Genomic DNA, 12,311 nt, shown 5'->3' on the forward strand with positions numbered 1-12,311 from the left:
GTATATCTCCTTATTACTATTGTATAAGTTCTAACTTCTTCATAGCATTTATTAAACCATTTTCAGAAACATGCTCAGTGACAATTGTCGCACGATCCTTTAATGCATCTACAGAATTTCCCATTGCAACGCCTATCCCAACAAAATCGAGCATTTCTATATCATTGAATCCATCTCCGAAAGCAATACTATCATCTGGAGATTTCCCTAAATGTTTAAGCAATAATTCAATACCTTTAGCTTTTGAAACTCCTTTTGGTAGAACATCACAAGATACTCGATGCCAACGAACAAATTTTAAGTTTGGAAATGCATTTTCATATTCCTTTTGTTCTTCTAAGCTACAAAATATTAAAGCTTGATGGATGTCATTTGTTAAAAAGAAGTTTTCTTCTGTTCGAGGTAGCGCCATTTTTAAAGATGAAATACTTTCAAATACATCTTCATGGTCAGGTATATTCGATACAAATTCCTTACTATCCATATAAACTACCGGTTGCTCCCTATTTTGAGCAAAATCTGTTAACTGTTGCAACTCTTCTTTTTCTAGTACTCCTTTATAGATCGTTTCGCCTTTATACTGCACGATTTGGCCATTATAGCAAACAAAGGAGTCTAGGTTTAACTGGTCTAAAACAAATTTAGCTGTAAATGGAGCTCTTCCTGTAGCAATTATAATTTCATGCCCGTTCGATTTTGCTTCATTAATAGCTTCTATTACACCTGTGGGGATATTTTTATCACCATCTAGAATCGTTCCATCAATATCAAAAAATAAAATTTTATTTTTCATAAAAATAATCCTCTTTTCATTATGCAAATAGTTTGACTTTTCTGCGAAAATCCTTTACAATTTTTCCATTCTTGTATATAATGTAGTACAAGGAGTGGGTGGCCATGTTGAAACGCCTGAAAAGGAAACTGTTGAGACGGCTCGGTGGAATGCTCAGAGAAAAAACGATAGCATAGATTTTTATGCCCTTCAAATTTTGGAGGGCTTTTCTTTATTTTAAATAAGCGTCATGATAATATAAAGAGAATTGATTTATTTTGAACGTGAAAAAGGAGAGTATAAAATGATTTATAAAGTTTATTATCAAGAAAATGCACTAGAAGTACCAGTTCGCGAAAACACTAAGAGCCTATATGTAGAAGCAGAATCAGAACGTGAGGTTCGTTCTCTTCTGAAAGATCGAAAGTATAATATTGAATTAATTCAATTGCTTGAAGGTAATCATTTAGAATACGAACAAGCAAGTACGAATTTCAATGTTGAGAAGATATAATCTATGAAATTTGTAAAGAATGATCAAACTGCGGTTTTCGCCCTCGGCGGACTAGGCGAAATCGGCAAAAATACTTATGGCGTTCAATTTCAAGATGAAATAATTTTGATTGATGCTGGAATCAAGTTTCCAGAAGATGATTTATTAGGAATTGACTATGTTATTCCTGACTACACGTATTTAGTAAAAAATGTGGATAAAATTAAAGGCCTTTTTATCACACATGGTCATGAGGATCACATCGGTGGAATTCCTTATTTATTGAAGCAACTCAACGTTCCTGTTTATGGCGGAAAGTTAGCCCTCGGCCTACTACGCAATAAATTAGAAGAACATGGTTTACTTCGTCAAACTAAAATGAATGTTATTGAAGAAAATGATGTCATTAAGTTTAGAAAAACTGCAGTTAGTTTTTTTAGAACAACACATAGTATTCCAGATGCGTTCGGTATTGTAGTAAAAACCCCTCCAGGTAATATCGTTCACACGGGAGATTTTAAATTTGATTTCACACCTGTTGGTGAACCAGCAAACTTAACGAAAATGGCTGAAATCGGTAGTGACGGAGTGTTGTGTTTACTTTCCGATAGTACAAATGCAGAAGTCCCTAACTTTACAATGTCTGAACGTAAAGTAGGCGAAAGTATGGATTCTATCTTTAGAAAAGTAAATGGTCGTATTATATTTGCTACTTTTGCTTCTAATATTCATAGACTTCAGCAAGTAACAGATGCTGCTGTACATCATAATCGTAAAATCGCTGTATTTGGTAGAAGTATGGACAATGCAATCACGATTGGGCGTGAGCTTGGATATATCACTGCTCCTAAGGAAACTTTTGTTGACGTTAGTACATTAAATCGATTACCAGCAAATGAAGTACTTATTTTATGTACGGGTAGCCAAGGTGAACCAATGGCAGCTCTTTCACGAATAGCAAATGGCACTCATCGTCAAATTCAAATCCAGCCTGGAGATACTGTAGTATTTTCTTCCTCTCCTATTCCTGGAAATAGATCAAGTGTAAATCGCACGATTAACTTACTTTATCGTGCAGGAGCAGAAGTAATTCATGGATCTTTAAATAATATTCATACGTCTGGTCATGGTTCACAAGAAGAGCAAAAGCTTATGCTACGCCTGATGAAACCAAAATTCTTCATGCCAATACACGGTGAGTATCGTATGTTAAAAATCCATTCGGAACTTGCTATCGATTGTGATGTACTTCAAGAAAATACATTTATCATGGAAAATGGAGATGTACTTGCATTGAGTGCAAACGAAGCACATGTAGCTGGTAGAATTCCTTCTGGTGATGTATACATCGATGGTAGTGGGATAGGTGACATTGGCAATATCGTACTTAGAGATCGTCGTATTTTATCTGAAGAGGGATTAGTTATTGTCGTTGTCAGCGCAGATATGGAAAAGAAAAAAATTGTTTCTGGACCAGATATTATTTCACGAGGATTCGTTTATATGCGTGAATCGGGGACGATGATTAACGAGGCTCAACAAATGTTAAACAAGCACTTACGATTAACAATTCAGGACAAGCCTGCTGAATGGTCTGAATTAAAAAATGAGATTACAGACGTTCTAAGTCCTTATTTATATGAAAAAACAAAAAGACGACCAATGATTTTACCAATTATCATGGAAGTTTAGTATGTAAGCTTAAACCTCAGATTTCTATAATCTGAGGTTTTTTATTGAATAATTTTGTTTGCATTTAGTTGTACAAGACACTCCAAATGAATAAGATACAAGATATCTATTTCGATGGAGGACATACAATGAATTCAATTTTCACTTACATCTTGTTAGGAATTTCTTTAGCGGCACCAGTTGGACCTGTTAATGCGGCACAATTAGATACAGGAATCAAAAATGGTTTTTTTCATGCATTCATTTTTGGTTTTGGTGCATTAACAGCGGACATCCTCTATATGATTATGGTTTATTTTGGGGTTGGGCAATTCATAGATTCACCTTACATTAAAATATTTTTATGGACTTTCGGGTGTTTCGTTCTAACTTATACAGGCATAGAAAATTTACTAACCCTAAACAAAATTAAAATTAACATGTCATCTGGAAAGCGCATTCGTCTTAGGCAGGCATTACTGTCCGGATTCCTAATTTCCCTGTTGAATCCTCTAACGATTCTTTTTTGGTTGGGAATATACGGTTCTATCCTTGCGCAAACATCCGTCTCTCTCCAGGACGATCAATTAATTATTTTTAGCTTAGCAATTATAGTTGGAGTAATTTTGTGGGATACGATTATAGCTTTTCTTTCAAGTGGTGCAAGAAAGTACCTATCAACTAGGTTTCTTATTCTTATCTCCTTACTCTCTTCCCTATCGATGATTGCATTTGGTATATATTTTGGCATTCAAGCTTATCACACACTCTTTTGAGACTCTTCCTTTTCCCAGCGCTTACGTAACACTAAAATGACTAGTGCAATTACAGATATGAACACTAAACTGATAAAAAAACCTGGTCGACTCGTAGAATGAACAAGTGATCCACTTACTGCAGCGACTACAAGAATTATGCCGATAGTTCTTTTAACTTTATCCGCATTAGTCAGCTCAATCAATTTGTGATAAAACATTAACATAAATAACCAGTTATAAAGCAACATTAATGCTGCAGCAGTCGTTATATATTCATACACTTTATTAGGTAACACTAAAGAAGTTACAATAGATATTACAAGTCCTAAGGAAGTTAATGCAATAGCAGGTAAAGGCATTTTGAATTTTTTTTTCGTTTGTTTACTGAATATTGCTGGAGCATCTCCCTCTTCCGATAGCGTCGTAAGGATTGTGGTGACCGAAAATAAGGAAGCAGACATTGTTGAAAACCCAGCAATAATAATAGCCGCAGTAAAAACGTGGGGAAAAAAATCTAAATTAAAATCCGCTAAAGCAGTAACAAAGGGACTTTTCTTATCTTTAAATTCTGTATAGGGAACGAGCAATAGCGCCAAAGTAAGTGAAATTACATAAATTAAGCCAAGAAGAGCTAACATTACTTTCCCTGATTTTGGTGCATCTTCTTTCTTTTTTAGATGAATAGCCATAACTCCCATTACTTCTATTCCACCATGAGCGAAAAAGGCAAATAAAAGTGCACTCCAAAATCCAAAGACTCCTTTTGGAAATAATTCACCCATGGTTTTTGGAATATCTCCTTTTGGATTTCCATCAATAACACCTGTTAGAGCTAAGATAGCAATAACAATAAACATAAAGATTGCTGCAATTTTCATAATAGCAAATATACTTTCTACTTTTCCAAATGCTTTTGCTCCTATAAAAAGCACGATAAGTCCACAAATGGCGTATATTAAAGCAAAAATCCACAAACGAACACCTGGGAACCAAAGCTTTGTCAAAAGTGAAATTGCAGTCAACTGACTACCTATTATCAATATTTCAGAACACCAATAAACCCATCCACTACTAAATCCTGCCCAACGACCATATGCTTTTTTTGCGTATGTTCGAAATGTCCCCTTTTGTGGATCTTTAGCAGACATTTTCGCAAGAGCTTCAAACACAATGTATGTCGCAGTAGCTGCCAATATAAAAGCAAAAATAACGGATGGTCCGGTCATTTGAATGGCAATACTTGATGCCAAGAAAAAACCTGTCCCAATTATACAACCAACCCCGATTAAGGATAGTTGCCACCAAGAAAGATGCCCCTCACTATTATTTTTTTCAGACGTTTGTTTTGCCACAATTTCCACCTCCTTGTAATAGTCTTTCACAAGGAATTGTAATTATGATGTTTTTGTTTTTGTAAAAAAATGGTTCTGGAATGTATGAAAAAGATTGAAATATTTTATCTCTTTATAAGAAAGCTCTTGTGGGAGATTATTTAGAGGTTTCGTGCGCAAATAAAAAAGCCCACATCTGGGCTTATGTTTTGGTATTTACAGCTTTTCATTAAGATAAAACTTTTTTCTCAAAACGATTAATATCGACATCTGCTCCAATAATGATGAGTACATCATTTAATTGAAGCTGCTCATCTGGAGGTGGTGAAACAAAAATATCATTTCCCCTTTTGACAGCAACAATATTTATTCCGTATTTTGCACGAATATCTAAATCGATAATAGAATGACCTGCTATTTTTTCATTTACCTTTATTTCCATAATTGAATGTTTGTCAGATAGTTCAAGATAATCGAGAACATTACTAGATATTATATTATTTGCAATTCTAATACCCATGTCTCGCTCTGGATGAACAACTTGATCTGCCCCTATTTTGCGAAGTACTTTTTCATGGTAATCATTTTGTGCTTTTACAGTAATTTTTTTGACACCTATCTCTTTAAGCATTAGTGTTGTAAGAATACTGGATTGAATATCATCTCCAATAGCAACAATTACATGTTCAAAATTCCGAATACCAAGAGATTTTAAAGCTGCTTCGTCTGTGGTATCTGCTACAACGGCTTGTGTTGCAATTGCTGCAAATTCATCTACACGCTCTGGTACTATATCGATTGCCATTACATCTGCACCTTGAGTAATCAGTTCTCGTACAATACTTCCTCCAAAACGACCTAATCCTATAACTACGAATTCCTTTTGCACGCCAATACCTCCCTACCATTCGACTGCACTTAGTTTACCATATGGAATCAAATAGTAGATAGATTTATCGTCCTATTTTTCTTTCATTAAAAGAGTCAATCGTTTTTCAAGCATATGCATCCCGTTCTCACCAGATTGGACATGTCTTAACAAACCATTTTTATCAAATAAATAAAAGGAAGGAACAATTCTATTTTGAAATGCTTTGGTAACAATTAATTGATGGTCTAAGCAAACGGGATGGCTCATGTTCCATTTCTTAGTAAGAACTTGAATTAACTGTTCATCTATATCCTCTTGTTTTCTTGGCATATGCACACTAACGATTTTAAATTTTCCATTGTATAACACTTTCCATTTATTGATTTTTTCCACTGAGGTCTTACATAAATTACAGCTTACTGACCAAAAATGGACAAGAAGGGGTACTTCACCTATCAATTGCTCCTTTGTCTGTTTGCCATTCATCCACTTTAAATCCCGAGATAAATCAGGTAACTCCTCTCTTAGCTTCAATTACTTCTCTCCTTTTTTGTATAAGTCCAAAGCTATTGTATGCAAATGAAAGTAAATTGACTGTTCCTTTTATAGGAGTACTAACAATTTTTTGATATTAATAAAATAAGTTGTTAAAGTAAACTTTAAGTTGTGTTAAAATAAACTTTGTTTAAAATAGGAATTCATTTTCGCTTAAGAAGGAGTTTCTTTATATGCAAATAGGGAAAAAAATAAAGAGGTTGCGTTTAAAAAAAGGACTAACACAAGAAGAACTTGGAGAAAGAACAGACCTTAGTAAAGGTTTTATATCTCAATTAGAAAGAGATATAAATTCGCCGTCTATTGAGACCCTTTTTTCCATATTAAGTGTATTAGGAACAAAACCGAAAGATTTTTTTGACGATGAATACGCAAGGACAAAGGTGGTTTTCACGCAAGATGAACAGACTATTTATGAAGATGAAGATAAGAACTATGAACTAAGATGGCTTATTTCTGAATCCAATGATAATGAAATGGAGCCTGTTTATCTTAAGTTTGGAGTTGACGGTCAATTTAAACAATTTGAGCCTTCACTTTCTGAGACTTTTATTTATGTATTACAAGGAAGAGTTAAACTTACTTTAGGAAAGCAACAATACATAGCTTCAAAAGGAGAATCTATTTACTTTGAAGCGTCTGATCATCATCTGCTTGAAAATAATTCTACTGAAGAAGCACACGTTATTTACGTAGTTACAAATTCATATTTATAGAAGTTATGGAGGGATTTTATGTCGGAAACAACAATCATTCGTTTCGAGAATGTTACAAAATTCTACGATTCAGACACTACAGTACTTGATAATATTAACTTGGAATTAGAACGTGGAAAGTTTTATACTCTTCTAGGACCATCTGGTTGTGGGAAAACAACAATATTGAGATTAATAGCAGGATTTATGCAACCTTCCAGTGGAAACATTTATTTCAATGGGAAACTAATTAATAACGTTCCTGCAAATGAACGTCAAGTAAATACCGTATTCCAAGACTATGCATTGTTTCCACATTTAAATGTGTTTGAAAATGTTGCATTTGGTCTTCGTATTAAAAAGTTAGGAAAAAAAGAAATAGAACAAAAAGTATTTGAGGCACTTAAATTTGTTAATTTGACAGGATATGAAAATAGAGAAATCGTTGAAATGTCTGGTGGGCAAAGACAGCGTGTTGCAATAGCTCGTGCAATCGTCAATGATCCTGAAATAATTTTACTAGACGAGCCTCTATCAGCTCTTGACTTGAAACTTCGCTCTGAAATGCAATACGAGCTTCGTGAATTACAACAACGGTTAGGAAAAACTTTTATTTTTGTGACACATGACCAAGAAGAAGCACTTGCAATGTCTGATGAAATTTTCGTATTAAATGCAGGTCACATTGAACAAAGCGGTACTCCTATGGACATTTATGATGAACCAATTAATCGCTACGTAGCTGATTTTATTGGGGAATCTAATATTGTATCTGGAACGATGGTTGCGGATTTTCAAGTTCGAATTGGTGGAAAAGTATTTGAGTGTGTCGATCAGGGGTTAAATACAAACGAAAAAGTTGATATTGTAATCCGTCCAGAAGATTTAGAAATCACAGAAGTTGAAAAAGGAAAAATGAAAGTAAAAGTAGATACTCAGCTATTTAGAGGGGTTCACTATGAACTTTCAACTTACGATGATGAGGGAAATGAATGGCTTGTTCACTCAACCAAAAAAGCAGAAGTCGGTGAATTTATCGGTTTAGATTTTGATCCAGAATCTATTCATGTAATGCGTCTCAATGAAACAGAAGAAGAATTCGACAAACGTTTAGAATCTTACGGAGAAGAACAGTATGCAAACTAAAAATACGAAAACTTTATATTTAGTACCGTATTTTGCTTGGATTCTATTATTTGTAATAGCTCCAATAGCATTGATTGCTTATTATTCTTTCTTTGACTTAAACGGTAACTTTACGCTTACAAATTATCAAAATTTCTTTACTTCTGTTTATTTAAAATTGACCATTAGCTCTTTCTGGTATGCTTTTTTAATTACATTGTTTTCTTTACTAATTGCTTACCCTACAGCTTATTTTTTAACAAAAACAAAACATAAACAATTATGGCTATTATTAATCATTATTCCGTCTTGGATAAACTTACTTCTAAAAACATATGCTTTCATTGGAATTTTTGGTTTATATGGACCTATAAATGCATTTTTAAATGTATTTGGAATCGGAGAGCAGCAAATATTATTTACTGATTTTAGTTTTATTTTTGTCTCCGTCTATATTTTTATTCCTTTTATGATTCTACCTATCTTTAATGCATTGGATAAGTTAAATCCATCCTTAGTTGATGCTGGTAGAGATTTAGGTGCATCAAGTTGGACGACCTTTACAAAAGTGATTTTCCCATTAACGACGAATGGTGTGAAAGCTGGTATTCAAGCAGTATTTATCCCTTCCCTTTCCCTCTTCATGATTACACGTTTAATCGCTGGGAACAAGGTAATTACACTAGGTACAGCTATTGAACAACAATTTTTAGTTACACAAAACTGGGGAATGGGTGCAACAATTGCAGTATTCCTAATTATATTCATGGTAATAATAATGATAATTACAGGCCAAAGAGATAAGGGGGCTAATTTACATGGAAAAAACAAGTAAGTCAGCAAAGCTATATTTAGCCCTCGTATTTATTGTTTTATACGCACCGATTTTTTATCTAATCTTTTATTCTTTTAATAGTGGCGGTACGATGAATTCTTTTGAGTCATTTACATGGGAACATTATGGAGCTGTCTTTTCTGACACTCGACTGATTATGATACTTATTAATACTATAATTGTTGCATTACTTTCTGCATTAATAGCAACGATTATTGGTGTGTTTGGTTCCCTTGGTATTGTCTATATGAGAAATAAATCTATCCGTAATTCCATTTTATCTTTAAATAATGTATTAATTGTAAGTCCAGATGTTGTTATTGGTGCTTCCTTCTTAATCTTGTTTACAATGGTCGGTGTTAAATTGGGATTTGCTTCTGTGTTAATTTCTCATATCGCATTTAGTATTCCTATTGTTGTACTTATGGTTCTTCCAAAGCTACAAGAGATGAACAGCTCTTTAATCGATGCTGCTTCTGACCTTGGAGCGACGAACAAAGATATATTATCTCGAGTGATTATTCCATTTATCAAACCGGGAATATTTGCGGGATTTTTTATGGCATTAACCTATTCACTAGATGATTTTGCAGTGACTTTTTTCGTTACAGGGAATGGTTTCAGTACGCTTTCTGTTGAAATTTACTCCATGGCACGTGCTGGTATAACCTTAACGATTAATGCGCTATCTGGTATCATTTTTGTAGTTACTTTGTTCCTAGTAGTTGGTTATTACTTTATTAGTCAACGTGGTAAAAACCCTGTTGGAATGGGGGTAAGAAAATGAAGAATATTATAAGAGCTACAGTAGCAATAATCGTTGTATGTATTTTATTATTTCTTGTTAATGACTATTTAAATAAAAGCTCAGGAAAAGCTGGGAATGATACCGTTACTATTTATAACTGGGGAGAATATATTGACCCAGAGTTAATCGCACAATTTGAGGAAGAATCCGGATATCGGGTCGTATATGAAACGTTCGATTCGAATGAAGCTATGATGACTAAAATTGAGCAAGGTGGGACTTCCTACGATATTGCTGTCCCCTCTGAATATGCAATAGAAAAAATGAAAGAAAATAATTTACTATTACCAATTGACCATTCCAAAATACCGAATTTAAAAAATATTGATCCATATTTTTTAGACTTGTCCTTTGATCCTAAAAATGAATTTTCTATTCCTTATTTTTGGGGAACTGTAGGAATCGTTTATAATCCGAGCTTGCTCGATGGACAAACCTTTGAAAGTTGGGAAGCACTCTGGGATCCATCTTTAAAAGGAGAAATTCTATTAGTAGACGGTGCCAGAGAAGTTATTGGAATGGGCTTGAATAGTTTAGGCTATTCTTTAAACTCAACAAACGAAAACGAGTTGCAAGAAGCTACAGATAAGTTGAAAAAACTTACACCTAATGTAAAAGCTATTATTGGAGATGAAGTAACTCAACTAATGGTTAATGAGGAAGCTGCTGTGGCACTTACTTGGTCAGGACAAGCTGCTGATATGATGTGGGAAAATGAAGAACTTGACTATGCAGTTCCACAAGAAGGATCCAATTTATGGTTCGATAATATGGTTATACCGAAAACTGCTGCTAATGTGGAAGGAGCCCATGCATTTATTAACTTTATGTTAGATGCTGAAATTTCTGCTCAAAACGCAGATTATGTAGGTTACTCTACACCAAACGTTGCAGCAGTTTCCTTAATGGATGAAGAAGTTACCTCGGATGAACGTTTCTATCCTCCAGAGGAACAACGAGACAATTTAGAAGTTTATAATAATCTCGGTCTTGAATTACTCGGTAAGTACAATGAATTATTTTTAGAGTTTAAAATGAGTACAAACTAAAAACCTAGAACCGTCTATTAATAGACGGTTCTAGGTTTTTAATTATCTAAATATAAAATTAACAATAATTCGTGTTGCGAAAGTTTTTATTATGATAAGAATGTGATAGAATCGATAGACGTATATAAGTATTTTTAGAAAGTAGGAAACGTATGAAAAAGAAATCAAATCAATATGCCCTTTACATATTAATGTTTAATATGTTTATAGCGATGGCAGGAATCGGTTTAGTTATTCCAGTTATGCCTCAATATCTTGAAACATTTGGTGTAGCAGGACAAGCACTCGGATTTATTATTGCTTCCTTTGCATTAGGTCAGTTTTTATTTTCTCCTTTAGCTGGAGATTTATCTGATTCACTGGGACGCAAGAAACTAATCATAGTTGGCCTAGTTATCTTTTCTGCTTCACAATTATGGTTCGGAATGGCTACTCATGAGTGGATGCTTTATTGTGCACGTTTTGTTAGTGGGATTGGAGGAGCCTTTTTAATTCCTGCAACGATGGCATTTGTTGCAGATATCACCTCTCTTGAAGAACGAGGAAAAGGAATGGGACTCCTTGGTGCTTCTATGTCTCTTGGATTTATGATTGGTCCAGCAATAGGAGGATTTTTAGCTAACGTTAGCTTAACTTTCCCATTCTATATGGCTGCCCTAGCAGCAATCCTATCTTCCATTGTATCTTTTTTCATTTTGCCGGATATTAAAAATGCTGTTTCGGCAAATCCTCCTGAAGAGAAAAAACGACAAGATATTTTTGTTCAAATGAAGAACTCTGTTAAAACACCTTATTTTATGATGCTAATCATCATCTTTGTTTTCTCATTTGGTATTGCCAATTTCCAAACGACCTTCTCATTATACGTGGATCATAAATACAATTACACTCCACAAGACATAGCAGTCGTATTAACAGTTGGTGGATTTATCGGTGTAATTGTTCAAACAGTCGTTGTCGATAAGTTGTTCAAGCGTTTCGGAGAAATAAATGTTATCTTGACCAATTTAGTAGTAGCTGCCTTTGCTTTTTTACTATTCTTCCTAGTAGATGGTTTCTGGCTAGTATTATTAGTGGCTTCTATATTTTCTACTGCAACTACCCTTATTCGTCCAGCAGTCAATACGGTTGTTTCAAAATTGGCAGGGAATGAACAAGGATTTGCTGCAGGTATGAATAATGCTTATATGAGTTTAGGAAATATGATAGGTCCTGCACTAGCGGGAATATTTTTTGATATTAATATCAACTTTCCATTTGTCATAGGTTCGGTCATATTACTATTTTCATGGGGTTTAACTCTAGTTTGGGTTAAGAAAAAGAATCCCGTAATATAACACAAAAGCTG

General features: G+C 34.2%; 13 protein-coding genes. 9 read left to right on the forward strand and 4 right to left on the reverse strand.

The window, feature by feature from the left end; all coding sequences use genetic code 11:
• Window positions 1–16 precede the first annotated feature (16 nt).
• The gene (locus tag AN959_RS00640) at window positions 17–793 is read right to left on the reverse strand and encodes a Cof-type HAD-IIB family hydrolase (RefSeq protein WP_056827449.1); all 777 of its coding nucleotides are present in this window, start codon (window positions 791–793) and stop codon (window positions 17–19) included.
• Between the two features lie 283 nt (window positions 794–1,076).
• Between AN959_RS00640 and AN959_RS00645 the strand changes: the two genes are divergently transcribed.
• The 3 genes from AN959_RS00645 to AN959_RS00655 all read left to right on the forward strand — a co-directional run bounded on the left by AN959_RS00645 (window position 1,077) and on the right by AN959_RS00655 (window position 3,712).
• On the forward strand, window positions 1,077–1,286 hold the full coding sequence (locus tag AN959_RS00645) for a DNA-dependent RNA polymerase subunit epsilon (RefSeq protein WP_056827452.1): 210 nt from the start codon (window positions 1,077–1,079) through the stop codon (window positions 1,284–1,286).
• Window positions 1,287–1,289: 3 nt separating this feature from the next.
• Window positions 1,290–2,957, forward strand: a complete 1,668-nt coding sequence (gene rnjA, locus AN959_RS00650) for a ribonuclease J1 (RefSeq protein WP_053590162.1) — start codon at window positions 1,290–1,292, stop codon at window positions 2,955–2,957.
• A gap of 128 nt (window positions 2,958–3,085) precedes the next feature.
• Window positions 3,086–3,712 (forward strand): LysE family transporter, encoded by a 627-nt coding sequence (locus AN959_RS00655; RefSeq protein ID WP_056827455.1) that lies wholly within the window; start codon window positions 3,086–3,088, stop codon window positions 3,710–3,712.
• Here the strand turns inward: AN959_RS00655 and AN959_RS00660 are convergent.
• The 3 genes from AN959_RS00660 to AN959_RS00670 form a co-directional block, all read right to left on the reverse strand.
• Entirely contained in the window at window positions 3,697–5,046 is a 1,350-nt protein-coding gene (locus AN959_RS00660) for an amino acid permease (protein ID WP_056827456.1), read from the reverse strand. The two genes, AN959_RS00655 and AN959_RS00660, sit on opposite strands and share 16 nt — an antisense overlap.
• A gap of 208 nt (window positions 5,047–5,254) precedes the next feature.
• Window positions 5,255–5,914, reverse strand: a complete 660-nt coding sequence (locus AN959_RS00665; RefSeq protein ID WP_053590165.1) for a TrkA family potassium uptake protein — start codon at window positions 5,912–5,914, stop codon at window positions 5,255–5,257.
• A 72-nt stretch (window positions 5,915–5,986) separates the two neighbouring features.
• A complete protein-coding gene (locus AN959_RS00670; protein ID WP_056827459.1) occupies window positions 5,987–6,430 on the reverse strand; it encodes a thioredoxin-like domain-containing protein in 444 nt (147 codons plus the stop codon).
• A 194-nt stretch (window positions 6,431–6,624) separates the two neighbouring features.
• Here AN959_RS00670 and AN959_RS00675 point away from each other — a divergent pair, with 194 nt between their 5' ends.
• The 6 genes from AN959_RS00675 to AN959_RS00700 all read left to right on the forward strand — a co-directional run bounded on the left by AN959_RS00675 (window position 6,625) and on the right by AN959_RS00700 (window position 12,300).
• On the forward strand, window positions 6,625–7,167 hold the full coding sequence (locus AN959_RS00675) for a helix-turn-helix domain-containing protein (RefSeq protein ID WP_056827461.1): 543 nt from the start codon (window positions 6,625–6,627) through the stop codon (window positions 7,165–7,167).
• Window positions 7,168–7,185: 18 nt separating this feature from the next.
• Window positions 7,186–8,292 carry an ABC transporter ATP-binding protein gene (locus tag AN959_RS00680; protein WP_053590168.1) on the forward strand — a complete coding sequence of 369 codons (1,107 nt, stop codon included), beginning with the start codon at window positions 7,186–7,188 and terminating at the stop codon, window positions 8,290–8,292.
• Complete coding sequence (locus AN959_RS00685) at window positions 8,282–9,106, forward strand: ABC transporter permease (protein WP_056827463.1); 825 nt, start codon at window positions 8,282–8,284, stop codon at window positions 9,104–9,106. The genes AN959_RS00680 and AN959_RS00685 overlap by 11 nt, the downstream gene beginning before the upstream one ends.
• Window positions 9,090–9,893: an ABC transporter permease gene (locus tag AN959_RS00690; protein WP_056827465.1), complete on the forward strand. Its 804-nt coding sequence runs from the start codon at window positions 9,090–9,092 to the stop codon at window positions 9,891–9,893. Before AN959_RS00685 ends, AN959_RS00690 begins: the two co-directional genes overlap by 17 nt.
• Complete coding sequence (locus tag AN959_RS00695; RefSeq protein ID WP_053590171.1) at window positions 9,890–10,963, forward strand: PotD/PotF family extracellular solute-binding protein; 1,074 nt, start codon at window positions 9,890–9,892, stop codon at window positions 10,961–10,963. The genes AN959_RS00690 and AN959_RS00695 overlap by 4 nt, the downstream gene beginning before the upstream one ends.
• Window positions 10,964–11,115: 152 nt before the next feature.
• Entirely contained in the window at window positions 11,116–12,300 is a 1,185-nt protein-coding gene (locus AN959_RS00700) for an MFS transporter (protein ID WP_056827468.1), read from the forward strand.
• The last annotated feature ends 11 nt before the right edge of the window (window positions 12,301–12,311 follow it).

This window comes from Psychrobacillus sp. FJAT-21963, from assembly GCF_001420585.1.
In the GTDB taxonomy this organism is placed as follows: domain Bacteria; phylum Bacillota; class Bacilli; order Bacillales_A; family Planococcaceae; genus Psychrobacillus.

Excerpts from the sequence above, each read along its gene's own strand:
- AN959_RS00640 (WP_056827449.1), bottom strand. The coding sequence starts at position 793 with ATGAAAAATAAAATTTTATTTTTTGATATTGATGGAACGATTCTAGAT.
- AN959_RS00645 (WP_056827452.1), top strand. The coding sequence starts at position 1,077 with ATGATTTATAAAGTTTATTATCAAGAAAATGCACTAGAAGTACCAGTT.
- rnjA (WP_053590162.1), top strand. The coding sequence starts at position 1,290 with ATGAAATTTGTAAAGAATGATCAAACTGCGGTTTTCGCCCTCGGCGGA.
- AN959_RS00655 (WP_056827455.1), top strand. The coding sequence starts at position 3,086 with ATGAATTCAATTTTCACTTACATCTTGTTAGGAATTTCTTTAGCGGCA.
- AN959_RS00675 (WP_056827461.1), top strand. The coding sequence starts at position 6,625 with ATGCAAATAGGGAAAAAAATAAAGAGGTTGCGTTTAAAAAAAGGACTA.
- AN959_RS00680 (WP_053590168.1), top strand. The coding sequence starts at position 7,186 with ATGTCGGAAACAACAATCATTCGTTTCGAGAATGTTACAAAATTCTAC.
- AN959_RS00685 (WP_056827463.1), top strand. The coding sequence starts at position 8,282 with ATGCAAACTAAAAATACGAAAACTTTATATTTAGTACCGTATTTTGCT.
- AN959_RS00690 (WP_056827465.1), top strand. The coding sequence starts at position 9,090 with ATGGAAAAAACAAGTAAGTCAGCAAAGCTATATTTAGCCCTCGTATTT.
- AN959_RS00695 (WP_053590171.1), top strand. The coding sequence starts at position 9,890 with ATGAAGAATATTATAAGAGCTACAGTAGCAATAATCGTTGTATGTATT.
- AN959_RS00700 (WP_056827468.1), top strand. The coding sequence starts at position 11,116 with ATGAAAAAGAAATCAAATCAATATGCCCTTTACATATTAATGTTTAAT.